The sequence below is a fragment of the Bacillus sp. TH22 genome, from assembly GCF_016651015.1.
In the GTDB taxonomy this organism is placed as follows: domain Bacteria; phylum Bacillota; class Bacilli; order Bacillales; family Bacillaceae_G; genus Bacillus_A; species Bacillus_A mycoides.
Map to the genome: position 1 here is coordinate 564,339 of NZ_JAEKER010000001.1, position 26,793 is coordinate 591,131.

Sequence of the window (26,793 nt, forward strand, 5' to 3'; positions counted from 1 at the left end):
ATTTACTCCCCCTTATACATTGGTTTGCGTTTTTCCTTGAATGCCTGTAATCCTTCTAATCTATCTTTCGTATGGATTACGCCCTCATACGCCTGTTTTTCCATTTGTAAGCCGGTATGTAAATCTACTTGAATACCATTTGAAATTGCTTCTTTTGCTAATCGAACGGCAATTGGACCATTTTTAGCAATTCGATCTGCAATTTCAATTGCTTTCTCTTCTAGTAAATCAGCTGGTACTACGAATTCTACTAAACCATATTCTTTCGCTTCTTGCGCCGAAATACGTCTTCCTGTATAAATTAATTCTTTTGCTCTACCGACTCCAATTAATCTCGGTAAACGCTGCGTACCACCTGCTCCAGGTATAATTGCAAGAGAAGTTTCAGTAAGACCTAGACTCGCAGTGTCAGAAGCAATTCTAAAATCACAAGCTAAGCTTAATTCAGTACCTCCACCAAGTGCGATTCCATTAATAGCAGCAATAACTGGTTGTGGTAATTGTTCCACCATCTCCATAGTAGAACGAATCATACCCACAGCATGGCGAACTTGTTCTTCACTCATGTTGGCACGCTCTTTTAGATCAGCACCAGCGCAAAATGCTTTTTCGCCATCCCCTGTTAAAATAACAACGCGCGTATTTGATTCTTCGTTTATTTGAGTTAATATAGTTTGTAATTCTTCTAATAATGCCAAAGATAATGAGTTTGCTTGTCTTTCACGATTTAACGAAATCTTTACAACATGCGGTGTTACATAGTCAACGGAAATGTTTTGTAATTGTAGCATCTTCTCACCTACTTATCGTTTTATGTTGAAGCGCTCTATACACATGACTCGGTAATTGGATATTCAACTTACTTTGAATAAACTGACTAGCTCTCAATAACTTTTCTTCATCAATATTAGTTTGGACTCCCAGCTTATGGAGCATATGCACTAAGTCATCAGTAGCAACATTACCCGATGCTCCTGGTGCATAAGGACATCCTCCGAGTCCACCACAAGAACTATCAAACGTTGTAATACCATATTCTAAAGACTTAACTACATTCGCCAGAGCCATTCCATACGTATTATGAAAATGCATTGCAAACTGCGAAGCATCATACTTCTTTAATAGATGTTCTAATACTTGTTCTACTTGTAATGGATTCGCTACACCAATCGTGTCCCCGAGAGAAACTTCATAAATGCCGTATGAAAATAGTTGATTACATATTTCGTCAACTGCTGTGGCACTTATATCCCCTTCATAAGGACATCCAAATACAGTAGAAACATAGCCTCTTACCTTTTTACCTTCGAACGTTGCCTGTTTTGTTATATCTTCAATTACAGCTAATGCTTCTTTAATAGATTTATTAATATTACTTTTATTGTGAGATTCACTTGCTGATAAAAAAACATTCACCTCATCTACATTTTGCAAAAAAGCTCGTTCCAAACCATTTTGATTTGGAACAAGCGCTGCATATGTAACATTTGGATCCCTTTTTAGCTCAGAAAATACATCACTTGCATCTGCTAATGCAGGAACCCATTTAGGGTGAACGAATGAGGAAACTTCAACGTACGACAATCCAGCTTCTGTAAGTAGTTGAATCCATTTTACTTTATCTTTTGTGCCAACAATCTTTTTTTCATTCTGTAAGCCATCACGTGGCCCGACTTCTTTAATGACAGCAAAATTAGGTAGTTTCAATTCGCTTCCCCCTATATCTCCCTATTCAATTTCTAGTAATACATCTCCTTCATTTACAAAATCGCCTTCTTGTACGTTAATTTTCATAACAGTTCCGGCTTCTTCTGAAACGATTGGAATTTCCATTTTCATAGATTCCAAAATGACGACATCCTGCTCTTCCTCTACTGTATCTCCTACTCCTACAACAATTTTCCAAACATTTCCTGCCATCGATGCATATACTTTCGTCATCATTTTTTCCCCCTTAATATTCATAACTCTTATTTTTTAACAAGTTGTTTCGTTACAAAACCCGTTGTATAAATACCACTTTTGAACACATCGTCTCCGAGTACTTGCAGTAACATTGGTGTGTTTGTTTTAATACCTTCTACTTTTAACTCTTCTAGAGCAATTTTTAATTTTGAAATCGCTTCTTCACGAGTTTCACCATGTGCGATTACTTTCGCAATCATTGGATCATAGAAAGGTGTAATCGTTACTTGATTCTCCAAAAAGTGATCAATACGTATATTTGTCGGTAACGTTAAATCTGTAATTTTCCCAGGTGATGGGAAGAATGTTTTCGGATCTTCTGCATAAATACGAGCCTCAATGGCATGACCACTACGTTTTACATCATCCTGTGTAAATGATAGCTTCTCACCATATGCGATAAGTAATTGTTGTTCAACTAAGTCTAACCCAGTAATTTCTTCTGTAACTGGATGTTCTACTTGTAATCTCGTATTCATTTCTAAGAAATAAAAGTTCTTTTGATCATCTACAAGAAACTCAACTGTACCTGCATTTGTATAACCAAGTGCTTTAGCAGCTTGTACAGCAACTTCTCCCATAGCCTTTCGTATACCCTCATCTAAAAATGGTGAAGGTGCTTCTTCAATTACTTTTTGATTTCGGCGCTGTACTGAACATTCGCGTTCCCATAAATACACTGTATTACCATGTGTATCTGCTAAAAGCTGAATTTCAATATGATGTGCATCTGCTATATAGCGCTCTAAATACATTTCTCCGTTACCAAAGAAATTTTGAGCTCTTGTTTTATTACTTTCAAATGCTTTGGTGAGCGTTTGCTCAGTTTCCATCAACTGCATTCCAATGCCTCCGCCGCCCGCGGATGCCTTAAGCATTAATGGATAACCAATTTGTTTCGCAATTTCAATTGCTTCTTCAGCAGTTTCAATATTTGTAGTAATGCCTGGAACTACTGGCACATCTGCTGCTTGCATCGCTATACGTGACTCAATTTTACTTCCCATCTTAGTAATGATTTCTTCTGAAGGACCGATAAATACGATTCCTTCTTCTTTACAGCGAATCGGAAAAGATGGATTCTCTGATAATAATCCGTACCCCGGATGGATTGCTTCAGCATTTGTCTTCTTAGCTATTTCAATAATTTTTTCAAGGTTTAAATAGCTTTCTTGGACACGTGGACCGCCTACTAAGTAAGCTTCATTTGCCAATTTTACATGAAGGGCATTTTCATCAGCCTCAGAATAAATAGCAACAGTGCGAATGCCAAGTTTTTGACAAGTTTTCATAATGCGAACTGCGATTTCCCCGCGATTAGCAATTAATATTTTTTGAAACATAGTGACCCCTCCTTTTTATCTACATCCTAAATGTCTTGCAATTACGAGACGTTGAATTTCAGAAGTTCCTTCACCAATTTCTAAAAGTTTTGCATCACGAATATATCGTTCAACTTCATATTCACGCATATAGCCATATCCACCATGAATTTGTACTGCATGATTTGCTATACGACTTGCAGCTTCAGATGCAAACAACTTTGCCATAGCCGCTTCTTTACCGAAAGGTTTATCGTTATCTTTTAACCAAGCTGCTTTATGTACTAAATTACGCGCTAATTCTACTTCAGTCGCCATATCAGCCAATTTAAATTGAATCGCTTGGAAATTAGAAATCGGTTTTCCAAATTGTTGACGTTCTTTCGCATATTGCAATGCACGCTCAAATGCAGATTGTGCAATACCTACTGCTAATGCTGCAATTGAAATACGTCCTCCATCAAGTGTATATAAGAATTGTTTAAATCCTTTATTTACATCACCAAGAATATTTTCTTTCGGTACACGTACACCATCAAGTACGATTTCACAAGTATTAGAAGCACGAACACCCATCTTATCGTAAGGGCTTGAGATCGTTAATCCTTCACTAGTAGTCGGTACGATAAATGCAGAAATACGTTTTTTACCATTGTCTTCAAAACCGTTGATAGCGGTTACAATAATTGTATTTGCATACTCTGCGTTTGTAATCCAGCACTTTTCACCACTAATAACATATTCATCGCCATCTAAAAATGCTTTCGTTTGTGTGCCCCCTGCATCAGATCCAGCATTTGGCTCCGTTAATCCGAAAGCACCTAACGTTTTACCTGACGCCATTGGAACTAAAAATTTCTGTTTTTGTTCTTCTGTACCGAAATAATAAATTGGAGAAGCACCTAATGAAATTGTTGCAGCATAGCTTAAACCTGTTCCACCACAAGCACGACCAATCTCTTCAACAGCTAACGCGTACGATAACGTATCGCCACCTGAACCTCCATACTCTTCCGGGAATGGGATACCTAATAATCCTAGTTCGCCCATTTTTTGAAATGTTTCATATGGAAATTCCGCAGTTTTGTCATAATATACAGCTTTCGGTGCGATTTCCTTTTCAGCAAAATCACGTACCATTTCTTTAATCATTTGTTTTTCGCGAGTTAGAGTAAATTCCATTCCGCTACACACCCCTTATCGAATATTGAGTTTCGACAGCGTGCGAGTTTCTACTACAAACATTACTTCTTAAAAGACACGAATATTAGTTAGACAATTGCTACAATTCTGTCATAACTTAATTTTAAAACAGATTCTGTACCAATGCACAAAAAAATTCCTACATTGTTCTACAACAACATAGGAGGTTTTGTGTCGAATTATGTAATTTATTGTTTAATAATCTCTACCTTTTCCCGAATCAGAAATTTCTACTAACCCTTCAGGGTATGGTTCGAAATATGTTTGTCTTAATAAATACTTTTCATCAAATCGAATGGCCCATGTTTTTAAAATGACAAGTAAACTACTAAGTGGGATTTTCTTTTCAGAATACTTCTGTAACAGCTCTAAAAAATGATCTTTTTCTTGTTTTTTTAGCTTTGTTTTAAAATATCCGAAAATGTGCTCACATACATTTACATTCGATGTATAGCGAGGCGCGCGAATAAATAATTCATATAAAGTCTTCTCATAGTTATCAAATACGACTTCAATTGTTTCATTTTTTTGATTTGCAATAATACGCCCTAATTCTTTTTGTTTCACCTGATTATATGCCATAAATAAATACTTATAATCTGATTGAAACGCTACGAGTTCTTTTATGTTTTTAGTATGTTTAATCATTTTGTAATGCGCGATTGTAAACAATCTTGTAAAGAAATGCTCTCTAATAATAAAATTCGACAATCTACCTTCTTCTTCAATTGGAAGATGCGAAAATTTTTTTATTACTGCTCCACCAAATAATCCAGTTCCTTTTCCTTTTACTGGCCCTTTTTCAAAACCAGAATAGATTTTCACATCACGAGTTCCGCAACTTGGCGAACGATTCTTCAAAATAAAACCGTCAACTTCAGGTAATGTTTGTAAAAATGCATTTGAAAATTCATTCATTTTTTCAGTTACATCTTCTCGTATTGACGGTTGTACAAGCCTATTCGCACCATTTTTTTCTACAATACGTATCGTTTCACGAGGAGTCCCTAAACCAATTTCTACTTCAGGACATACAGGTATAAATGTAACAAATGGCTGCAAGTTTCGAATTGTTAAATCTGGAACCATCTCTCCATTATAACGACAGGCATCAAATTCTAAACATTTACTTACAACAATTATCGGTTTAGCAAATTGTCGCATCACATTACCTCCGTGGCGTTAGTCCATACAATATAAATTGAATCGTATTTTCAATTTCCACTTCATCGTCCCATTTCTCTTCCGGCAATAATAAAAACCTCGTTAAGAGCAACCCTAATACAGCTGATAAAGTAAGACGGAATACGGAAGATGGTGGAAGTTCAATAATTTCCCCTTCTTCTTGAAACTTTGCAATCAGCTTTTTAAAATGTACAAGCAGTTCTGTTTCTATTAATTGTTGTATTTCACTTTTTAGTTCCGGCTGAAATGGTACTTCTTGAATTAATATTTTTATCATTGGAAAGTGCTTTTTAGCAAATTCAAATCTATTTTGAATTATTACTCTTAAAAGCACTTCATACGATTCATACTCTGTTTTAAATATTTCTTTTGCAAAGGCTTGTACGAAAAATGGTGCAGCAAACTTTGTTAAGGTCGGCATCACGACTGCAAACAATAAATCTTTTTTCGTTTTATAGTAGCGGAAGATTGTTCCTTCCGCTACACCAGCTCGCTTTGCAATTTCACTCGTTGAAGTTGAGGCGTACCCTTTTTCTCCAAACATATCAACAGCTGCCTCTAATATACGCATTTGACGTTCATTACGTTTATCAGTATTCGTTGCGGCAACTAATTCTTCCAGCCAATCCTTCTTCATTTATTGTGCTCCTTTTTATCATCATTATATTTTGCGATGTTTCTTTAATGCAAATACATTTCCTACTGCAAATAATAGTGAAAAAAGTAGTAATACAGTAAGATCTAATGCAATCTCTGTAAACCCTTGATTCCGAATCATTACTTGTCTCATAGCGTCAGCACCATATGTGAGTGGAAATAATTTACCTAACATTTGTAACCATGTATTCATGGATTCCATTGGAAACAACCCAGAAAAGAAGACTTGTGGCACGATAACAAGCGGTATAAATTGAATCATTTGAAATTCATTATTTGCGTATGCCGATAAAAATGTGCCTAATGTTAGTGCAGTTAAAGAAAGCATACATGTTATAAGTAGCGTTAGCCATATTGAGCCGACTACATATAAATCTAAAATATAAACTGAAAAACTTACAATTATAATAGATTGTATAAATGCAAAGATTCCAAAACCAATAATATATCCTAAAACTATTTCCCATCTTCTCACTGGTGTGGACAATAATCTCTCTAATGTACCACTTAAACGTTCTCTTACAAAAGATACTCCGGACAATATAAATACAAAGAAAAATGTAAAGAAACCAATTAATACGGGACCAAGCCCATCGAACATCGTAATATCTTTAGAGCCATGTAAATAATCCACTTCAGGCTTCATCATTGATACATTATTCTTCTCTGTACTCTTTTGCAATACTTGAAGTACCGCACGGTTTTTTGATGAATCACTGCCTTCTAATAGAAGATTCATTTTTCCATTTTCTAAATGAATTACTGCATCTACCTTTTGCTTTTCTAATTCCAAAATTGCTTTGTCTTTACTATATTCATAAATTGATGCTTCTTGATTTTTCATTGCTTTTACTATAGGAGCAGGTACATCGACTACAGCAATATGCGTTATATAGTCTTTTTGTGTAAATATTAGCGATAATAACCAAAGTAATAACATTGGTGCCCCAAACATCATTGCTAAAGAACGCTTATCTCGAAAAAATTGACGAATGATACGGATAACTACACCATTAACTCTCATGATTCAATCACTCCTTCTAACATAAAGACATCTTCAATTCGTCCAGAAGATGTTTGTTTTTTCAATTCCTCCGGTGTGCCAATCGCAACTAAATTCCCTTCTCTAATTAGCCCTAGACGTTCGCAAAACTCAGCTTCATCCATAATGTGCGTTGTTACAATAATAGTTGTTCCTTTCTTTTTAAGGTCATAAAACTTCTCCCAAATCGATTTTCGAATTAGAGGATCTATCCCAACTGTTGGCTCATCTAAAATTAATATTTCTGGTTCATGAAGGAGTGCTATCGCCAATGATAAACGTTTTTTCATTCCACCTGAAAAATGCTGTACTTGCTTTTTCATATGCTCTGATAATTGCACAATTTCAAAAACTTCTACGATTCTCTCTTTCTTACGCTTACCTTTTAACCCATACATCGTTGCAATAAAATCTGCATTTTCATATGCCGATAGTTCTTCGTATAATGCATCAGCCTGAGCCATATAACCAATTCTTTTCATTTCATTTAGATTAGGCATGTTTGTATTAAAAACAATTACATCCCCTGTAGTTGACTCATTAATACCTGCAATCATTTTAATGAGTGTTGTTTTCCCAGATCCGGAAGGTCCAACCAAGCCAAAAATTTCTGCTTTTTCAACTTGCAGCGAAAGGTTATGCAAAACTTCTTTTTTCCCAAAACTTTTTGATACATCTCGTAAAATAATTGAAGGTTGCTGCACTAAAAATCCCCCTTTTCTTTAAAATGAGTGAGTACTCACTTTTATTTTACTCTCGAGTTATTATATGTAAAACTTTTCAAATAAATATTTTTTCTGTTATTTACTCAAGCAATGAAACAGAGTCGACATTAGAATATTTTTTCTTAAAGTCGACTCTGTTTCATTGTAAATTATTCGATTTTATTTATGTTTTTAAATTTAAATACCTTCTAATTCTAGCAACATCTAAAGAATATTCGATAACTATTTGCTGTATTGGTAATATAACCGTTTCCGGATATAAATGTGCATATTGTAACGTTTCTGCATACTTTTCCAACCGTTTTTCTAAATACTTTACAATTTGCTCAGGATGACTTACTAATAAAGACGTACTATAATAATGAATTTGCTCCTCAATCGCCGTATATTCTTCAATTTCAAATTCTTTATGCATTTGTACACCCCTTTATATTTTTAATATTGCTTAATAATAACTATTTTAACTCGACTAATTTTTAAGTTTTTTGATTATTTACACTATAACAAACTCAATAGGTCAAATTTTGTTACTTTATGTAACGTTGAAAAATTTTAACAAAATTGTAATGGAAACTTGTACTCAAGAAAAACTACCTTTAAATTATTCCCCTGAACAAAAAAGCCGTACAGATTAATTTAACTGCACGACTACAATCTCAGGTCTATTAAAAATTCTTTGCGGAATGATACTATTGCCTAATCCTCTACTAACTATCATAGACGTATTTTGTTGTTCATATAAACCCGCTGTATATTTGGGCAGTATTCCTTGATTAGGAGCAACTAATCCCCCGATAAAAGGTAACCGAACTTGTCCCCCATGTGCATGACCCGATAATACTAAATCTACTTGCTCATCAGCATATGCTTCTAAAAATTCAGGCCTATGGGATAATAATACATTATACCTATCTGGCTGCGTTTCAATTTTTGCTTTTACAATTGCATCTTTTACAATACTTCCTTCATCAATATCTCCAGTATTAAATTCCGGATCATCAATACCTAGCAAGTTTATTTCTTGCTCACCTTTTCGAATGCTTACATGTTCATTTCTTAAAACAGTAACATGGTGTTTCTTCAATTCTTTCTCTAAACTGTTATATTTTCCCGACCACTTTTCATGATTTCCTGTCACAAAATATATAGGATACTCTTTTACAAGTTCTCGTATTACTTGCAGACTAATTTCTGCATCGTACGATTTACTATCTATTAAATCACCAGTAATAACAATGATGTCAGGATTCGAATTATTCACTTTTTTGATTAATACGTCCTGATTATCACCAAATTTTTTATTATGTAAATCTGAAATTTGTAGTATTTTATATCCTTTAAAAGAAGAGGGAATTTTACTAGAGGTTATTTTAACCTCAGTTATACTTATTAAATTGTTTTGTAAATATAAAAAGATACTAATGCCTACTAATATACCAATAATTAATATGATTCTTTTAGTCTTCTTGTTCATATTTCCTCCTAAAATCTTAATCAGTACTACAGTTCACAATAAATATTACGTGCCCTTCGCATTCAGAATAACTGATATTATTTAATTGATTTGCAGTGTTTTTTATAGTTTTATACGCCACTAATAAAATTTTTCAATCTCATTCGTATTAGCTCATTCGCTATAAAGTGGAGCTTTGATATCCTAGTTGTCGTGCATGAGTGTATGATGTCATGCTCATTTTTCAGTGAATTTATAGCGAATCACTGGAAGCTCTTCATCATATTATTATTTATCTTACTTAGTTTGATAACGATATAACGATAATTCCTATAGTTTTTTATAAAAAAATTGTGTACTTTTCTCGAATTATATACGACATTTGCTTGCAAATATATTATTACCACTCCGATTTTAATTTGTTTAAAACGTGCATAGAGAGAATTGAAACAATAAATTACCTTATGAAAAGTTATTATTGTACCATTTGTTAGAAAATTGAAAAAACATGTGTAGATAGATATCATTGTAAATGAATATATAATTAATTTTGATTTTCTGACATAATTCTTAACCTAGTTTTTGCGTGCATTATGAAATAAAATATTGCCCCATGTCAGTCTTTTAAAAATTATATATCATAACTTTAAGGGAGGAAGAAAACTATGAAGATGAAAAGAAAAATCATGATGACGACAGCACTTGCAGCTACATTAGCTACAGGTGCACTACCGACTACATCGGTGTTTGCTGCAGAAAAAGAGGCTCCTATCCAACAAAAAGAGGCACAAATGAGTATTCAACCATTCGCACAAAATAATTTGGAAACAGCGGTTAAGGCTGCCTTAAATGGTCCAGAAGTTAAAAAAATTAAAGTATTTGAGCATGAATTTAATGTAAAACCAATTGAAGTAGTAAATTTAGGTGGCGGTAAAACATATGTTAAGGGACAAATTTCTCATCATTTAAGTTTTCGTCCAGATGATCAATTTTATTATGAGTTTACAGTGCAAGATGGAAAGGTAATAGATAAGCCTGTATTTAATATTGATAGAGGTGGTTGGACACCTTTTGCCGCTCCACTTTTATCAATTCTTGCTGCTTATAATGGGATTCCAGTTAATCCAAATGATTTAAATGCACTCGGTCAGCAGATTGGGAAAGTTATAGATGGCAGCTGGGAACATGCAGCCCAATCTATCGCAACTGTAGTTAGTTTAAGTTTTAATGAGTAGAATTTCTTAATTTTTGTTAGCCTAACAGAGTCCCATTTTTCATAAGTAACCTTGTTATAAAAAATTCTGAAACAGCTATAAATAGATTTTTACCACTCAGTCACATTATCTTGATTTGTTAACCACCTTATCATTCATTATATGTCACAAAATAGAAGTCTTTTTTAAGACTTCTGTTTTGTTTGTATACAGTACAGCGGAAAGTTTGTTTTTTACCTATCTATGCTTCAATTCTTTAAGAATCCGTTTGACTATTAGATACAATTCATTACAACAAACTATTAAAATCTCAAATAACTTCCTACCCTATTTTGATTTTTTCAAACACAAAAATTCATTACTTTAAGAATGAAAACAATAGATGTAGTAAAAAATCATCTTGTTTTATTATATCTATTGTTTAAAAGTCAGGAGAGATAAAATGAACAAAATAAAAATGAAGAATTTTTTTAAAATTAGTATCCTTACTTGTTTCACACTAGTAAGTTTAAGTACACCATCTACTATTTTCGCTGATAGTCATCCAGGTTATTCCTATGAATCCAATATAGGCTATCAAAACCCAGCATGGATGTCGAAAGTAGCAGATTCAACAAAATTGAGTGAAATATCTATTCCAGGGACTCACGGTACAATGGCTTTACATGGAGCAAGTTTTCTTGATGAAAATTTGACAAGAAATCAAACTATGAGTCTACCACAACAATTAAATTCCGGAATTCGATATGTAGATATGCGTGTTAAACGTGTAAAAGATTCTTTTGCAATGTACCATGGGATTGTAAATCAAAAAGCAATGTTTGAAGATGTATTAAAAGAGGCAATTCAATTTTTAAAAGATCATCCCACAGAAACAATTTTAATGCGCTTAAAAGAAGAAACTACTCCTGAAAGTGGCTCACTATCATTCGAGGAAATACTTAATAAATACAAAGACCTTAATTCTTCCTATTTTTGGGATCCGAGTTCTGTACCAACTTCAAAAAGAAATAATCCTACTCTAGGAGACATCCGAGGGAAAATTGTAATCTTACAAAACTTTACAGCCTCTCAGCAATATGGTATTAATTACGATAGCTTAAATATACAAGATACATTTGAAATTGAAAACGGACCAGACGGAATGTATGAAAAATGGAATGCGGTGAAAACCCACCTTCAAAATGCAAATAATAATTTTAACAATGATAAAATCTATCTTAACCATTTTAGTGGCACAGGTGGTGCTGCTGCATTATTAAATAATGTTTATCCTTGGTTTGTTGCAAGTGGTAAAGAGAGCAGAAATACTGATAGTAACCCCAAGATGATTCAAAAAGCTACAACTAATGCGTGGGAAGATTTCCCTCGTGATATAAATGGTCAAGTATTTTATGGTGGAATGAATACACTTGGAACTGAGTTCTTACAACAAGGTGGAATGAAACATACTGGTATCATTGCAGCTGATTTTCCTGGTCCAGGTTTAATTGATAGTATCATTAAATTAAATGGTATACATTCGAATGAAAAAGAAATATTAATTTCGCAAATTTCTTCCGAATCTAGTCCTTTATCCGGTCAAAAAAATCGATCCAGTCAAAACTTTAAAATTGATAGTTTACCTGTAGGTACTAAGGAATTAAAATGGATTATTGAGCCTTCAGAAAAAGATCATCCTTCTTCTATCTCTTTCAATGTAATGATTGACGTTTCCCTAGGTACAGATTCTACTCGTTGGAAAAATATTTCACATGGATCTAGGACTGAAGCTTATACGAATACTAAATATTATATTGCAAGCCCACTTGGTGCCACTAACAAATTTACAGTGAAAATATACGCTATTACAAATTAAAAAATAAAGAATCCCAATGGAATTCCTTTTTGATGGAATACCATTGGGGTTCTTCAATAATTTCATTTCGTATATATTGGGATGAAGAGTAAAAATTGCACCCCTGTTCCAGTATTGCACATAGAATAAGTGATAACTACCCTTTTCCACATATCATTTATTTAAAACTGGCTTCCAAAGCGATAGTGCAAAAATCCAATTTGGATCGCCGTTCCCTTGATAACTTTGAATCGCTTCATACACTTTTCCCTCATGTACTACTTTATCACCTTTATTGTATGCTTTTCTTGCATCCCATTTTTCATAAGTAGAACCCTCTAGTTTTGTTGCTACAGTTAAAACATCACTTCTACTAGACTCATTTCTAGCTAAATCAACCGCTGTCACTACATATTTGTACGATGTATTTGCCTTTAAATTTTTATCCACAAAGGATGTATTATCCGTTGTCCCAATTTTATTCATAACCCCTGCGTTTTCTCTATATACAACATAATGGTCAACACCTACATTATCTTCAGACGGACTCCACATCAAATCAACAGTTGTCGCTGTTGTACCCATACTATGTAATCCTTTTGGTTGAGTCGGAGCCTCTTTATCTGGAATTTCATTTGTTGTCTTAGCCTTTAGTTTTTCACTTTCTTTTGATATGTTTCCAGCAGCGTCTAATGCCTTTATTGTATAGGTATATTCCGTATTTGCTTTTAATTTTTTATCAGTAAAAGTTGTACCTAGTACCGTACCAATTACTTCTCCATTACGTAACACTTGATATTCTTTTACGCCTATATTATCAGTAGAGGCCTTCCATGTTAGTTCAACACTATTGGCAGAAACTTTAGACGCATTTACCCCCGTTGGTTGACTTGGAGCTACTGTGTCGGGAGTTTCATTATTTACTAAATTCACATCAATTACGTTATAAAACGCATTTGACGTATCTGCTACATCCCATACAGCTAAAATAACATGATAACCATTGCGATCAGTTGGTACATTAATTGTATGTGTTAAATTATTTGATGCTGCCGAACCGTCATGATTCACAGTTCCAATTGGTTCTAATTCAGCACGTGTTAATGGTTTATTAGGATCCCATCCCTTTTTTGTAATGTAATAATGCCATTTACTTGTAGAATGTGCCGCTGTGTATTTCCATGTAAATGTATTTGCTCCCCCCTTTATTGTGTTTTTGAACCAGCGATTTGATGTTTGTTGGTCAAGAATCCCTCCAAACAATCCTCCTGCCGAAGCAATTTTCCCATCAATCGGTCCACCATCTGGGAATCCTTTAGGTGCTTCTAGACTTTGAGGTTCGTACATTACATTTCCACAATTTAAATTTAATGCTCCATAATTCTGACTACATAAAGCAGCACGACTACTCGGCTTTTCAACAAACCCATGTGCATATGCACTTTGAGGAATCATTGTAATTGCCGTCACCCCTGCAGCTAAAACACAAGCACCAATTCCTTTTTTACTTTTTCTTAATCTTTCTAACTTAGATGTTAATTTCAAATTCATACTTGTCCCCCCAATATATTGTTTACGCTAATATAATAGCAATATAGGGATAAACGAACAAATCACCTACTAATATATTAATAGTTCAATAACATAAACACATTTAGTTTATTTATTAACCTGATATGGGGCTAAATTAAGCAAATTAATTCTATTTTGTAACATTATGTAGTAAAGAGTTTATAAAAAACCAATAAAAATTCACAAAAAATCCAAATATCGATTACTTAATTTTTTACAACCACACCCCACACGATAACTACATTATTAAGCAGGTTTCATGATTTATTACATTCTCTCACCACCTGATAAAATCAGATCAAAAACATATCCCTGCATATTATCGATTAGTTCAACCACATCTGGATTTTTATCGTTGCTCAGCGACCAATTGATTGACACCATTGCGTTTGCTGTATACAACTGAGCTACAAAGTCAATCGGCACACTTACTTCAACCTGCTGCTCTTTCAAATAGGAATAGCAGGCATTATATAAAATGGATTCTAATTCTAAACGTAAATCCGCTGAGGGAACACGTACATGGAGTAAAGTTGCAACCTCTTTTTTTCGCGCTGAGATCTTATCGGTTATCATATTAATAGCTTGAGCCACATTTCCATTCTCTATTAATGCGAAACGAAATTCAATTTCTTCCTTGAACCAGCAGACATAATTTTGCACTAATTTTTCCAAAAGATCATATTTATCTGCAAAATGGCTGTAAAATGTGGACTTACTCACCATAGCATGTATGCAAATATCTTTAGTTGTAATTCGCCCAAACTCTTTTTCGTTCAAGAGGGTAATAAGTGTATTAGAAATATTTTTCTTCGTTTTATAAACGCGAACATCCTCTCCCATTAATAATCAATCTCCTTCCCAAAGTTGCTTATCAAACCATTTATATCCTTATGGTTCGATTTCGTACTTCTTACCCTTTCCTGCTTGTTGTTTCTTTAATATACTTCTCTTATCCTTACCTTGTAGTCAAATATAAGGAGGGATTTTATGTTTAAACAGTATGTAAACAACGAACAGTTCAATTTGCAAATTAACCGTTTTTTCAACGATTTCTATCAAGACGATGAGCGGGCAAATCAGGATTTGCAAGCCATCATCCCAAGACTTACAGACACGGACAGCTGGTATAACACTTGGATAGAATATGCAGCAATGCGGGAGCATCAGAAAGACTTCGATCTAGCTTCGGTTTATTATCAGGCTGCCGAGTTTTATATGGAATCATCCGATCCAAAAAAAGAAAAAGTGTACCAAAAATACCGTGAAACTTTTTATAAGGGCTTTCATGACTTTGAGTATGAAACCTATCAAATTCCTTATGAAGATTCCTATCTTCCTGCAATCAAATTCATGACACCAGGCGCATGTAATACACTACTTTTCTTTGGAGGCTACGATTCCTACATGGAGGAAATGATGAAGATGATGAACTACCTCATAGGAATCAATTATAATATTATAGTTTTTGATGGACCTGGACAAGGAACAGCACTGAAAAACGGCTTAAAATTCATCCACAACTGGGAGAAGCCCGTTTCCACAGTCATTGACTATTTCAAACTTGACCGTGTTAGTATTCTCGGGGCTTCTTGGGGCGGCTACTTGGCAATGCGTGCCGCCGCTTTTGAAAAACGAATCGACAAAGTCATCGCCTTTAATATTTTTTATAGTGGCCTTGATGCACTCAAGATGCGCATGCCGGATAATATCTGGAATAAATTGACCACGCTTCTGGCTACTAATGAAGCTGACAAAATTAATACCATGTTTAAACAAATGATGGCCACCAGCATCGACCTGAACTGGAAAGTTAAAAAAGGTATGGAAAATACAGGTGAAAAAACGCCATTTAACTTACTTAAAAACTTTGAAAAACATACGATGGCAGGAATCGGTCAGTTCATAAATCAAGAAGTATTGCTCCTGGCTGGTGAAGACGATCAGTACGTTCCAATTGGCCGATTACCGCAAATCGAATCGGAGCTATGTAATGCAGCCTCCATCACTTCTGTAGTTTTCACTAAGAAAACTGGTGGTGAACAACATTGTCAGGCTGGTCATCGTCACTTAGCTTTTGATGAAATTAAAAGATTTTTGCGACATAACTTCTAGTGAATAATATTAAGCATTTTAGCAATTTCAAAATTTTTCATATACTAACACATTAGAACATGGTGACTATCGTGACACTCCTCAAAAAAACTGATATTTTGTCATAAAAGAAATCCCCCACTTATTTGTGGGGGGATTATTCTGTGCTTTACTTATAATGATATGTGTGAAGTTTTGTTTATTTACAAACCTAAAATCCCTACAATCTGACTCGCCTTTAAATTAGTAATATAATTGTACATCTCTAAGCCTTTTCTTTCAGCCTTTAGCACCTTGCCTCTCATTTTCGATAAATGTTGGGAAACAGTAGATTGTGGAATTTTTAAAAGCTCCGTCAATTGTGTAACATTACATTTTTTATACTGAATTAACTCGTTTATAATTTGCAATCGAATTGGATGTGCCATTATTTTTAACATATCTACATCCTTTTCAGTTATTACACTCTTTTTCATTTCACTTTTATACATTGTCATAAGAAATTCTCCTTTATTATCCGTGCATTTCCGCACGTCTTTTAATTAGAAGTATATTCTAAAATTATTACGGTTTAATATTCTTACTTTTTGGTATATTGAAGTTTATATTTTCAAAATAATATAATTTCAGAAACGCCTTACACGCATATTGTAAAATTCCAATATGCGATTCATATGAACTTAATATACGGTTTAAATGAATCTTATATAATGAATCTCACTTCACTATGGAGACACTGTTGAAACGTTACTTCAATAACTCTGTAGGAAACTTATAAACAACTAAAAAGGACACACCTATAGCATATGTATGCATAGGTGTGTCCTTTTCTAAGATAAATTTTAGAGTATTAACTTCTTTTTATCTCATCGTATAAGATAACTATTTAAATTTCAAAATATATAGTATAGAATAGGAATATTCGCTATATTTATGTATGAAAGGATTTTCGGAAATGGACTTGTTGCAAATCAAGAAAATGGAAAATTTAATTTGGACTATTGAACATAGTAGTGACCTCTCAAAAAGGTTTTACATAATAAAATTTTTTGATAGAGAAAATACAATTAAGCCAATTGAAACATTAGAATTTGGAAATAAAAATATCGACAAATTTGAATGGGTGTTTATTAATATATTTCCAAGGGTAGTAACAACTTATGTCCCTTCCACTGGAAGGAAACCTGATGAATCATTAATAGATACAACTAGAGAAAACAGTAAAGAATCACTTATTTTACAAGGAATACGAACCTACACCAAGTTTTGGTCATGTTAACCCCCACCCTTCTATAGCAGCAAATATAATTTTGCATAAAATGTGTTTTTTTGAGTTAAGATGAATTCTATATGTAAATTCTTCTGAGAGTTTCATTCACATTGTATTGTTCGTTATTTGAAGAACAAGGAGTTTTTTATAATATACGATATATCAATTTTTAAAATGTATGCTTATACTTATTTTTTTAGGCATTTTATTCTCTTAAGAGCATCCACGCAAATACATGCTCTTAAGAAAATAAAAGTAGTACGCATGAGATTGAATGAATATTAAATAAAACACTTTGGATCTGGAACTTACCTTACACTTTGTTTTATATACATAAAAGAAGAGTAGAATATCCTTTTTTATTTTTAGATTTGCCTACTAACACTTCAAACAATCTATCAGGACGTTAAGTAGTGAATAGTTCAATTTAAGGTTTAGTCTCTACTAATTTAGCAGAAAATTCAGTTCCACATTTAACCTTTTTAAATTCTAGATGATTAAATCCTTGATTAGCGCCTCATCGGTTGAATCAAAAAGGGTATGCACTTTAATACACCTAGTCCAACAAACGTAAATATTACTCCTACCAAATCAAACAAAAAAATTTGAGTAGCCCCCTATTTATTGCACTAATTATAACTAGAGCTAGCCCTTTCCTTTTCTTTAAATTCCTACTTTAACTAGAACATACGGACGTTAAGTGATATGAATTCATTTTATAATGGGGGAATTTTTCACCTTTTCTAAACAACTTATTATATTATTTTTATCTAATAAGGCACAGAAACAAATTAAAAAACTTTAGTGCTCCTGAAAATCTCTCTTGAGGAAAAACGTTTTTAGGGTGAAACGTTTTTCAGGGTACTTTTATACTGACTCTTTTCCTTAAAATGTTTCTGTACCTAATATTTAAATTAACTTATTTCAAAATATTTCGCAATACAAGCGCTAAATGCTACATGGATATATAAAAAATGACACTTTTTATGAGCATACCCCATCAAATACTTATATTAAATATAGAAAAGTTACCTTACTATTATTAAATTTGTTAAATTAAATAATGAAAATGGAGAATACTAACTTTATAATTGTCACAATTTAATTTATATATCTACTCTTTTATTACTCGTAAAAATCATTTGATAATTCCTTCAATATTAATTTATGAAATGCAGAGACCATCTAAAGCAACAATTTTCTTACATTAGATTGTTTTTCTATTTAATTTATTTTGTCGAAAAAAGTCGATATTTTCATATTTTTTTCATTTAATTATTGTACATTTGCACATTTAATGTTAGGATTATGCCTATTCAAATTAGATCCTATTGATTCCTCTTTAAGATTTCTTTATTTTATTTGTGAAAATTAGTTACTTTCTAGTAAATTCCCAAGAATAATACAGCAAACTACACTAATAATAATTCTAAAATTATATTTTCTATCTGTGTATATTCATTCTTTATTCAAACATGATTAATCATAAGTTCTAACTCGTTAACCAAATTTAAATAACAATTTTGATTCTAAAATAAGTTCAAAATCAAAATAAATATATTGTTATTTCAAAATAATGTTGTAAACTATCTTTAGAATGGAAAGATTTATGTAACAGCATGTTAAGGGGTTACAGGGGGAATAAAAATGAGAAATTTTTTCGATGACAAGTATAAAAATATTGAATTAAAAAGGAGACTATTAAATATAATCAGTGAAATTAGTGAATTAAAAGGAAAATTAGCTGCTTATCAGGAACAAAATCCTGATATATTTACTAGCTTAGAAAAAACCATACCACTTCATTACATAAAAAACTTTACTACTACCTATGAAGATATAAAAGTCCCAAATAAAAGATTAAAAGAACTTATTTTAGATGATATAGTACCTCAAAATATTTCGGAAGATGCTATCTTTTGTTTTTATCAAACACTTACTTTTGTACATAAGAATTCCTGTGATTTATTAATCAATCCAGAGACTATACAGGAATTACATTTTCAATTAATACATTACATTACCTCTGACAGTGCCAAATGGCGCGAAAAACCGTTTACTATTCCAGGTATTCCTGAAAACGGAATGCACTTAAATAGTTACCGCATTCTTCCACATGAGCTTATTCCACAAGTAATGGAACAATTATGTGATCAATATAACTCATTAAATTCTAGTAAGGGCCATCATTCACTTTTATTAATAGCTCGTTTTATATTTAATTTTTATTGCATAGTCCCTTTTAATCAGGGTAACGGCAGATTGGCACTTATGTTAATGCAATTGCTATTAATTAAGAGTGGAAATACATTTGTAAAATATGTATGTCTGGATAAATACATTAAGAAAAATGAATCTGAATATTACAATTCGATTTATAAATCTTCGGTAAATTGGTACTGCGAGGAACATAATAGTAGCTTTTGGTTAAAAACGTTTTTAACTATTATATTAGAGGCGTACAAAGATCTTCATAATACAGTTCTAGATTCTATATGTAAGCATACTAAAGTGGAGAGAATTCAGGATTTTATCCTTAAACAAAAACAACCCTTTACTAAGGAGTGTATTCGTAACACATATCCAGACATAGCAGAGAGTACAATCAGTAAGGCTTTAAATTCCTTGCAATTGTTTGGCCATATTAAGCTAGTGAAAAAAGGAAGAAATGCTAGTTGGATTAAAGTTTAACTATACTTGTAAAACACTTACAGTTCAAAAAAGAAAATTATAACTTTATCATTTAAATTCATGCCTTTGGACTCTTATTCATTGAATTTCACTTTAATATATTAAGCTATTATTACTAATTTAGTTATTTCTAATTCCTACAAAACGTTTTATAGGAATATTTGTCGAAAAAAGTCGCATTTTAATATTTTTTCTTTATTTTCTGGTTGTAAACGTTTCATTTTCGTGTTACCATCTTAATCAAACAATAGATGGTAATAAAAATAAAAATATTTCTTTCCCTTAGAAACATATAAACGTACGGTCATATCAAGAAAATAAGGCCAAAGAAATATTTGATACCTATCCAAATTACCAATAGGAATTTTGCCGCATTAACTTTCTGTTATTTCAGAATAAAACTTCACATTTTGTCCCTAAACAAAATTTGTTAGCGTGCAAAATTCAAATACACTAAAACACCCAAATAAATGAAATGTCCTTTTTTATTGAGCATTGAGGTATGAAAAAATAATTCTTCCTACAAAATTCAGCTGAGTAACATAAAGACATCTAAATTACTACCTTTATCGCCATCTATTGTTGACAACATATTTACCAACTATTAAAAAGAACCTATCAAGGGTTCTTTTTTATTATAATCATTCAAATTTCACTTCTATCTTGATACTTAGATTTCTACACAAATTACATCTACTTTTTTACTCTCAATTATTGAATTTATAATATAGTACTTCATTTTTAGTTATTCTTGATCTCAATCCGTTTAAATTAGTGAATAAAATTCAAACATATAAAAATAATAACTACAACGAATCGTTATATATTAAAGAGGTGTCAATTTTGTCCTTAAATGAAAAGACCCTAGAAACAAAGACAGATAAAACCATTGAAAAAATCCAAACAAGTAACTTAAAAGAACTTAAAAATACATTAGATAACATCTTTGATATTAGTGCAGATTTGATTGAACATCCTTTGCAATTAAAAACAAACACGAATATTTTACTATATTATTTTGAAGGCCTTACAGATGGTGTTGCATTAAAAGGAAATGTTGTTACACCATTATTACAAGAAGTGAATGAAGACAGTCAAATATTTAATTCTAATATTATTGCTACTCATACCAAAATAGTATGTACGTGGAATGAAATTAAAGAAGGATTACTTGAGGGACAATGTGTACTGTTTATGGAAGGAGAAAAGAGGTCCCTTCTAATAAATACAAAAGGCTGGGCAGAAAGAGCGATTCAAGAACCCATTTCAGAAGTTACTATTAAAGGCTCACATGATGGGTTTATTGAGAATGCCACAAAAAACATAGGCTTAATTCGTCGATATATTCCTTCTACTGAATTGAAAATTAAAAAAATGACAATTGGAGAACGCGCCACTTCTTTAGTCTATTTAATTTACTTAGGGGATGTAGCAAACGAAGATGTGGTCCAAGAAATAGAAACTAGAATCTGTAAAATTAAAACGGATGCGATATTGAGCATTGGAGAACTATCTAATTTTACAAAGGATCAAAATTGGACTCCTTTTCCACAGGCTTATTTAAGTGAACGCCCAGATGCCATTTCTAATCATATACTTGATGGAAAAGTAGCAGTGTTAATTGATAGATCTCCTGGTGCGATGATTGTCCCAATGAATTTAATTGGATTTTTTCAGACTCCAGATGATTATAATATACATTGGCTCATTGCATCATTTTTTCGCTTATTACGATTTGCAGGATTTATTATAGCTATTTTTTTACCCGCAATTTATATTGCTATAGTCTCTTTTCACTTTGAAATCATTCCTTTAGATCTATACACTTCTATTGCAACGTCAAGAGTTAAAGTCCCTTTCTCTCCTTTATTGGAAGCTTTTATAATGGAAATCACACTAGAAATGCTACGTGAAGCTGGTATTCGCTTACCACAACCAATTGGACAAACAATTGGAATTGTTGGAGGGATTGTAATTGGTCAGGCGGCTGTTCAAGCCGGGCTTGTAAGTAACGTTATGGTTATTATCGTATCTATTACCGCCATTGCATCATTTATTGTTTCTAATTATGATTTATCAAGTTGTATTCGGCTTATTCGTTTTCCAATGATGTTATTGGCCTATTTTTATGGGATTGTAGGTATTGTTAGTGGATTAATGCTCTTATTTGCTCATTTTGTTTCATTAACTTCCTATGGTTCACCATATGGATTGCCAATTGCACCATTTCGTCTCCAAGAGTTAAAAGATTCTTTTGTAAGATTTCCTATTTCCATGATCACGACCCGCTCGAGTACAGGACAGCCGAAACAAAAAAAGAAAAAAGAAGGTGGTTCGCATGGGGAATCTTAAATTTCAAAACATAACTTTATTTGAATTTATTGTTTTCATCCATTCACTGCAACTTGCATCAGGTATGTTAATTATGCCAAGCCCACTTGCTACTACCGCTGGCACAGATGGCTGGATTTCTATCATTATGGGATGGATGGTTACTTCTATAATTGGCGTATTTATTGTATTAATGTTACAAAAAAGTCCTAGCAAAAATTTCTCACAGATTTTAAAAGCATACTTTGGTAAATGGCTAGGAACAATTTTTCTTCTTTTATATGCCTTTTATCTATTTTTTGCTGGTTTTAATACTTTATTAAAGGCAACTGACATTATAAAAGTGTGGATATTCCCTTCCACTCCTGCTTATCAAATCGCCATATTATTACTATTGCCTTTTATTATTTTATCATTGAGTGGGATAAGGGCTCTTACTAGTTATTCTATGCTTGTTTTCTTCTTCACTGCTTGGATGCCACTATTTCTTCTGTTTTCATTAAAAAGTAACTACAATCCTTTACACCTACTACCTATTTTTAAAGATGGCATATCCCCTATTGTAAAGGCAACAAAAGAAACAATTACCCCTTATGCTGGCTTAGAAATTGCATATTTTATTTATCCGTTCTTACAAAAAAAACAAAAAGCCATAAAAGGAATACTAATAGCGAATACTGGAACCATGTTTTTCTATCTATATGTGACTATTCTTTCTTATATATACTTTAGTCCGGAGGGGATAAAAGACGTAATTTGGCCAGTATTTCATTTGTTAAAAGGGGTTCGTTTTTCATTCATAGAACGATTAGAAATTATATATATCGCTTACTATTTGGTTGTATTTTCTACTACAATATATCCGTATTTATTTTTCAGTTTCGAATCTGTGACCATTTTATTTCAAAAAACCGTTCGCAATTGGTTGTCGGTCGGTTTTATGCTATTAATAGTCGGCTTATTCGTTTTTCTAAATCCCGATGTGGATCAATATTTGTTTATATATTCTCTTATGGATATCTTAAATATCATTTTCTTTATTCTATTACCAATCTTTTTTTCGCATACAGCATTCTTTTTACTTGGTTTACTAGGAGGAAACAGCTTTGATTCGAAAATGGATATGGATTGTAATCTGTTGTGTATGTTTAATTAGTTGTAGTCAGAGAATTCCACTTGAGAAGGTTTCATTAATCCTTTTAATTGCCTTGGATAGAAACTCTAATGGAGACGTAAAGGTGGGCACAAGCATACCACTCTTTCATCATAAACAGCAAAAAAGTACTATAGAGCATTGGACGCAGGCATCAACTGTATATAATGGGTTCAGTAAGATAGATACGAAGTTAACGGGTTATATGACAGCCTCAAAAGCTGAAATCATTTTAATTGGGAAAAAATTAGCACAAGAAGCAAATTGGATGCAGGAGCTTGATTCTTCTTACCGTGATCCTTACGCTACCATTAATGCTAAAGTAGTACTTGTTGATGGACCTGTAGAAGAAATTTTCACAATTAATAAGCCCGATAAACCATCACTACCATCTTATATAAGTAGTGTAATCGAATCCTCCATTCAAAATAATCAATCCGTTTCTTCCACTATCCAACAATTAATGAGAGAAAAAAACGAAGAAGGAATGACACAAGCTGTTCCAGTTATTAAAAAAACAAAAAATGAAATTGACACGATAGGAATTGCACTTTTAGATCGACAAGGAAAATTTTTAACTCGTATCCCTAAAAAAGATGTTAAATTCTTCAATCTTATAAATAAGCCCAAAAATAAAGGACGGATGATACTACACCTTGTGCTTCCTCCTAAAAAATCCAACAAAAAACCAAACACTTCTATCTTGGTACAGAATACGACAAGGAAGGTAGATGTTAATTTTCGAAACGGAAAGTTTGTATTTAATCTCGATATAAATGCAAATGTAGCTTTAATAGAAAAAACTAACGCACATTTAATTAAGGAGCATTATGATAATAAAAAAACATACATAATTTAGAAAATGAGGTTCAAAAAGAAATTAATAAGAAATTACAAAATATGTTGTATGAATTACAAAAGAATAAAATTGATCCTATCGGATTATCGTTATATGCTAGAGCTTTTCAATATAACGAGTGGAAAAAACTAAAAGGAGATTGGTTGCAAGCATTAGCAGAGGCTAAAATAACTGTAAAAACACACGTCAAAATAAAAGATACTGGGACCATTAGAAATTAGATTAGCCTATTCTTTTGTTTGACAGCATTTCTCAGTCGAATTTCCCTTCCTCAATAATTATGATATAAAAGACGCTAATTCAAAGAAAAATCTTTCGGTTAAATGCTAACCAATAGATTTTTCTTTTTTCTCTAACCAGTTCTTTTAAAAGGGCAACAATTTAACTACGGTAATCAAGTACAAGTTTCTAATTTAAGGAATTTAAGAACTTATAACTCTATTGCGGTAAACATGCCAGATACCATTATCAAAGCCGAAATTCCTAAGTTAAGGGGTTTCGGCTTTTTGAGTTCGTTCGAATATCTTAGTTTTATGTACTTTTATAGAATAGATACACATCAGCATATTTGTGCTTAATTTTATCGTTTAATGCGGCTTTAATAAATCATTTTTAGTTTATATATCCCATACTGATAGCAATTGAATTTTATTATTTATCCCCTTAGATTATTTCAAATGATTCTATTTTCTTTCCATTTGACTCTTTTGATATATTTCAAATTTCTTGATTACATGTTGTATAGGGGAGCCCTTCTTTTTTCCACGTAAGAAATCCTCCCTTTAAATTAACTACTTTCTTTATATCAGCTTTTTGTAAAATGCTAGCTGCTATAGCGGAACGTAACCCCGTTCGACATTGTAAAACTATTGGACAATTTTTCGGTACATCATCTAGCCGTTCAAGTAGATTACCTAAAGTGATATGTATTGCATCATGAAGATGTCCTTCATCCCACTCTTTTTTACTACGCACATCGATAACCTTTACACTTCCATCTCTTATTAAAGGATATAATTCATTTGATGTTTTTTCCTTATAAATCTCTAAACTATGGAATCTTTGAATTACCTTTGAAGGTGCAAAAGCAATAATATTATCTAAGCCAATGGACTCAAAGTCTCTAATAACTTCCTCCACTTTAACATTTTCCGCATCTAAAATTATTAAAGTTTCTTTTTTATAATCTAATATCCCCCCACACCAAGTTGTGAAAGAATTGTTATAAGGTATGTTAATTGACTTCTCGATGTGGCCAGCAGCAAAACACTCTACATCCCTTATATCAACTATTTGCTGAACACCCCTCATCACTTCTTGAAGTTCTTCTATTATATAAATAGCAGTAATCTCTCTCTTCTTACGAGTTGGTGGACCATACTTATTTAAATGCTTCATTAATGGAAAATACTTTGGAGGCTCTGGCTGTCCCGTCAATAAATTCGATATAAAATTATCTTCATCATTACATTGAAACGCCCAATTAAACATCTTTTCATAACCTAATGTGGAAGTTGGAATTGCTCCTAATGCTTTTCCACATGCACTTCCTGCACCATGTGATGGCCATATTTGCAAATAATCGGGGAGTATTTTTATTTTTTGTATAGAATCAAATAATTGTTTCGCTCCTATTTTTGCGGTATCTTTAATACCAACAGCAATTTCTAATAAATCGGGTCTACCTATATCTCCTACAAATATAAAATCACCTGTGAATATTCCTATCGGTTTATCATTCATATAATTATTTTGACTTGTATCGGTTACTAAAAAGGAAATACTTTCAGGCGTATGCCCTGGGGTATGAATGACATTGAATTTTATATGACCAACCTTAAACTCTGTTCCCTCTCTAACCAAATTGTATCGGCCCTCGTTAAGATTTTGATATTTCCAATCACTATCGCCTTCATCTGATACATATAAATTTGCATTAAAAAGAAGGGAAAGTTCTCTAGACCCAGATAGGAAATCTGCATGAATATGAGTCTCAGCCGCAGCAATTACTTCCATTCCCTCTTTCTTAGCAAATTCTATATATTGTTCTATATAGCGGCTGGGATCAATTACAATTGCTACGCCTTCCTTCTGACAACCGATTAAATAGGAAGCATGTGCTAATTTTTCATCATAAAAATATTTTAAAAGCATAGCTATTCCCTCCAAATAGTTATTTCAAATTACTTTTCAGTTTTAACAACAACTTTCTAACTTCCC

21 protein-coding genes and 2 pseudogenes are annotated in these 26,793 nt (G+C 32.7%); 8 read left to right on the forward strand and 15 right to left on the reverse strand.

Features of this window, described 5'->3' with window-relative positions:
- Positions 1 to 2: 2 nt before the first annotated feature.
- The 11 genes from JFU18_RS03025 to JFU18_RS03075 all read right to left on the reverse strand — a co-directional run bounded on the left by JFU18_RS03025 (position 3) and on the right by JFU18_RS03075 (position 9,573).
- Complete coding sequence (locus tag JFU18_RS03025) at positions 3 to 791, reverse strand: enoyl-CoA hydratase (protein ID WP_002017012.1); 789 nt, start codon at positions 789 to 791, stop codon at positions 3 to 5.
- Positions 792 to 795: 4 nt separating this feature from the next.
- Positions 796 to 1,707, reverse strand: coding sequence for a hydroxymethylglutaryl-CoA lyase (mvaB, locus tag JFU18_RS03030; RefSeq protein WP_002017011.1), 912 nt, complete (start codon positions 1,705 to 1,707; stop codon positions 796 to 798).
- 21 nt (positions 1,708 to 1,728) lie between these two features.
- Positions 1,729 to 1,944, reverse strand: a complete 216-nt coding sequence (locus JFU18_RS03035) for an acetyl-CoA carboxylase biotin carboxyl carrier protein subunit (RefSeq protein ID WP_001985297.1) — start codon at positions 1,942 to 1,944, stop codon at positions 1,729 to 1,731.
- Between the two features lie 26 nt (positions 1,945 to 1,970).
- Positions 1,971 to 3,308, reverse strand: a complete 1,338-nt coding sequence (locus JFU18_RS03040; RefSeq protein ID WP_201031033.1) for an acetyl-CoA carboxylase biotin carboxylase subunit — start codon at positions 3,306 to 3,308, stop codon at positions 1,971 to 1,973.
- A 15-nt stretch (positions 3,309 to 3,323) separates the two neighbouring features.
- Complete coding sequence (locus JFU18_RS03045) at positions 3,324 to 4,469, reverse strand: acyl-CoA dehydrogenase (protein ID WP_098636724.1); 1,146 nt, start codon at positions 4,467 to 4,469, stop codon at positions 3,324 to 3,326.
- Positions 4,470 to 4,685: 216 nt separating this feature from the next.
- On the reverse strand, positions 4,686 to 5,654 hold the full coding sequence (locus JFU18_RS03050; RefSeq protein WP_002127490.1) for a YbgA family protein: 969 nt from the start codon (positions 5,652 to 5,654) through the stop codon (positions 4,686 to 4,688).
- 4 nt (positions 5,655 to 5,658) lie between these two features.
- The gene (locus JFU18_RS03055) at positions 5,659 to 6,312 is read right to left on the reverse strand and encodes a TetR/AcrR family transcriptional regulator (RefSeq protein WP_201033804.1); all 654 of its coding nucleotides are present in this window, start codon (positions 6,310 to 6,312) and stop codon (positions 5,659 to 5,661) included.
- A gap of 24 nt (positions 6,313 to 6,336) precedes the next feature.
- On the reverse strand, positions 6,337 to 7,356 hold the full coding sequence (locus tag JFU18_RS03060) for an ABC transporter permease (protein WP_201050236.1): 1,020 nt from the start codon (positions 7,354 to 7,356) through the stop codon (positions 6,337 to 6,339).
- Positions 7,353 to 8,078 (reverse strand): ABC transporter ATP-binding protein, encoded by a 726-nt coding sequence (locus JFU18_RS03065; RefSeq protein WP_201031031.1) that lies wholly within the window; start codon positions 8,076 to 8,078, stop codon positions 7,353 to 7,355. The genes JFU18_RS03060 and JFU18_RS03065 overlap by 4 nt, the downstream gene beginning before the upstream one ends.
- 184 nt (positions 8,079 to 8,262) lie before the next feature.
- Positions 8,263 to 8,514 (reverse strand): hypothetical protein, encoded by a 252-nt coding sequence (locus tag JFU18_RS03070; protein ID WP_002017002.1) that lies wholly within the window; start codon positions 8,512 to 8,514, stop codon positions 8,263 to 8,265.
- A gap of 216 nt (positions 8,515 to 8,730) precedes the next feature.
- Entirely contained in the window at positions 8,731 to 9,573 is an 843-nt protein-coding gene (locus JFU18_RS03075) for a metallophosphoesterase (RefSeq protein WP_201031030.1), read from the reverse strand.
- 644 nt (positions 9,574 to 10,217) lie between these two features.
- Between JFU18_RS03075 and JFU18_RS03080 the strand changes: the two genes are divergently transcribed.
- Both JFU18_RS03080 and JFU18_RS03085 read left to right on the forward strand, forming a co-directional pair.
- Positions 10,218 to 10,787: a hypothetical protein gene (locus JFU18_RS03080; RefSeq protein WP_002065511.1), complete on the forward strand. Its 570-nt coding sequence runs from the start codon at positions 10,218 to 10,220 to the stop codon at positions 10,785 to 10,787.
- A 421-nt stretch (positions 10,788 to 11,208) separates the two neighbouring features.
- Positions 11,209 to 12,624: a phosphatidylinositol-specific phospholipase C gene (locus JFU18_RS03085; RefSeq protein WP_201050239.1), complete on the forward strand. Its 1,416-nt coding sequence runs from the start codon at positions 11,209 to 11,211 to the stop codon at positions 12,622 to 12,624.
- A 153-nt stretch (positions 12,625 to 12,777) separates the two neighbouring features.
- Here JFU18_RS03085 and JFU18_RS03090 read toward each other — a convergent pair whose 3' ends face one another.
- Together JFU18_RS03090 and JFU18_RS03095 are read right to left on the reverse strand one after the other, a co-directional pair.
- Positions 12,778 to 14,154 carry a lytic polysaccharide monooxygenase gene (locus JFU18_RS03090; RefSeq protein ID WP_201033803.1) on the reverse strand — a complete coding sequence of 459 codons (1,377 nt, stop codon included), beginning with the start codon at positions 14,152 to 14,154 and terminating at the stop codon, positions 12,778 to 12,780.
- Positions 14,155 to 14,442: 288 nt separating this feature from the next.
- Entirely contained in the window at positions 14,443 to 15,018 is a 576-nt protein-coding gene (locus JFU18_RS03095; RefSeq protein WP_002085457.1) for a TetR/AcrR family transcriptional regulator, read from the reverse strand.
- A gap of 147 nt (positions 15,019 to 15,165) precedes the next feature.
- On the opposite strand from JFU18_RS03095, the gene JFU18_RS03100 reads away from it, so the two are divergent.
- Complete coding sequence (locus JFU18_RS03100; protein WP_201031028.1) at positions 15,166 to 16,290, forward strand: alpha/beta hydrolase; 1,125 nt, start codon at positions 15,166 to 15,168, stop codon at positions 16,288 to 16,290.
- A 182-nt stretch (positions 16,291 to 16,472) separates the two neighbouring features.
- Here JFU18_RS03100 and JFU18_RS03105 read toward each other — a convergent pair whose 3' ends face one another.
- Positions 16,473 to 16,766: an ArsR/SmtB family transcription factor gene (locus JFU18_RS03105; protein ID WP_201031027.1), complete on the reverse strand. Its 294-nt coding sequence runs from the start codon at positions 16,764 to 16,766 to the stop codon at positions 16,473 to 16,475.
- Between the two features lie 458 nt (positions 16,767 to 17,224).
- On the opposite strand from JFU18_RS03105, the gene JFU18_RS03110 reads away from it, so the two are divergent.
- The 5 genes and pseudogenes from JFU18_RS03110 to JFU18_RS03130 all read left to right on the forward strand — a co-directional run bounded on the left by JFU18_RS03110 (position 17,225) and on the right by JFU18_RS03130 (position 24,794).
- A complete protein-coding gene (locus tag JFU18_RS03110) occupies positions 17,225 to 17,548 on the forward strand; it encodes a hypothetical protein (protein WP_201033802.1) in 324 nt (107 codons plus the stop codon).
- Positions 17,549 to 19,186: 1,638 nt separating this feature from the next.
- Complete coding sequence (locus tag JFU18_RS03115; RefSeq protein WP_085311219.1) at positions 19,187 to 20,230, forward strand: Fic family protein; 1,044 nt, start codon at positions 19,187 to 19,189, stop codon at positions 20,228 to 20,230.
- Between the two features lie 843 nt (positions 20,231 to 21,073).
- Positions 21,074 to 22,582 (forward strand): spore germination protein, encoded by a 1,509-nt coding sequence (locus JFU18_RS03120; protein ID WP_085311217.1) that lies wholly within the window; start codon positions 21,074 to 21,076, stop codon positions 22,580 to 22,582.
- Positions 22,569 to 23,671 (forward strand): annotated as a pseudogene (locus tag JFU18_RS03125) (GerAB/ArcD/ProY family transporter). Before JFU18_RS03120 ends, JFU18_RS03125 begins: the two are co-directional and overlap by 14 nt.
- Positions 23,668 to 24,794 (forward strand): annotated as a pseudogene (locus JFU18_RS03130) (Ger(x)C family spore germination protein). Before JFU18_RS03125 ends, JFU18_RS03130 begins: the two co-directional pseudogenes overlap by 4 nt.
- 496 nt (positions 24,795 to 25,290) lie before the next feature.
- Here JFU18_RS03130 and JFU18_RS03135 read toward each other — a convergent pair.
- Positions 25,291 to 26,727 carry an MBL fold metallo-hydrolase gene (locus JFU18_RS03135; RefSeq protein ID WP_201031025.1) on the reverse strand — a complete coding sequence of 479 codons (1,437 nt, stop codon included), beginning with the start codon at positions 26,725 to 26,727 and terminating at the stop codon, positions 25,291 to 25,293.
- Between the last annotated feature and the right edge of the window lie 66 nt (positions 26,728 to 26,793).

Bases quoted from the DNA above. Each gene is read 5' to 3' on its own strand.
- JFU18_RS03080 (WP_002065511.1), top strand. From the start codon at position 10,218: ATGAAGATGAAAAGAAAAATCATGATGACGACAGCACTTGCAGCTACA.
- JFU18_RS03115 (WP_085311219.1), top strand. From the start codon at position 19,187: ATGAGAAATTTTTTCGATGACAAGTATAAAAATATTGAATTAAAAAGG.
- JFU18_RS03050 (WP_002127490.1), bottom strand. From the start codon at position 5,654: ATGCGACAATTTGCTAAACCGATAATTGTTGTAAGTAAATGTTTAGAA.
- JFU18_RS03100 (WP_201031028.1), top strand. From the start codon at position 15,166: ATGTTTAAACAGTATGTAAACAACGAACAGTTCAATTTGCAAATTAAC.
- JFU18_RS03075 (WP_201031030.1), bottom strand. From the start codon at position 9,573: ATGAACAAGAAGACTAAAAGAATCATATTAATTATTGGTATATTAGTA.
- JFU18_RS03025 (WP_002017012.1), bottom strand. From the start codon at position 791: ATGCTACAATTACAAAACATTTCCGTTGACTATGTAACACCGCATGTT.
- JFU18_RS03070 (WP_002017002.1), bottom strand. From the start codon at position 8,514: ATGCATAAAGAATTTGAAATTGAAGAATATACGGCGATTGAGGAGCAA.
- JFU18_RS03045 (WP_098636724.1), bottom strand. From the start codon at position 4,469: ATGGAATTTACTCTAACTCGCGAAAAACAAATGATTAAAGAAATGGTA.
- JFU18_RS03135 (WP_201031025.1), bottom strand. From the start codon at position 26,727: ATGCTTTTAAAATATTTTTATGATGAAAAATTAGCACATGCTTCCTAT.
- JFU18_RS03090 (WP_201033803.1), bottom strand. From the start codon at position 14,154: ATGAATTTGAAATTAACATCTAAGTTAGAAAGATTAAGAAAAAGTAAA.
- JFU18_RS03035 (WP_001985297.1), bottom strand. From the start codon at position 1,944: ATGATGACGAAAGTATATGCATCGATGGCAGGAAATGTTTGGAAAATT.
- JFU18_RS03055 (WP_201033804.1), bottom strand. From the start codon at position 6,312: ATGAAGAAGGATTGGCTGGAAGAATTAGTTGCCGCAACGAATACTGAT.
- JFU18_RS03095 (WP_002085457.1), bottom strand. From the start codon at position 15,018: ATGGGAGAGGATGTTCGCGTTTATAAAACGAAGAAAAATATTTCTAAT.
- JFU18_RS03040 (WP_201031033.1), bottom strand. From the start codon at position 3,308: ATGTTTCAAAAAATATTAATTGCTAATCGCGGGGAAATCGCAGTTCGC.
- JFU18_RS03085 (WP_201050239.1), top strand. From the start codon at position 11,209: ATGAACAAAATAAAAATGAAGAATTTTTTTAAAATTAGTATCCTTACT.
- JFU18_RS03060 (WP_201050236.1), bottom strand. From the start codon at position 7,356: ATGAGAGTTAATGGTGTAGTTATCCGTATCATTCGTCAATTTTTTCGA.
- JFU18_RS03110 (WP_201033802.1), top strand. From the start codon at position 17,225: ATGGACTTGTTGCAAATCAAGAAAATGGAAAATTTAATTTGGACTATT.
- JFU18_RS03105 (WP_201031027.1), bottom strand. From the start codon at position 16,766: ATGACAATGTATAAAAGTGAAATGAAAAAGAGTGTAATAACTGAAAAG.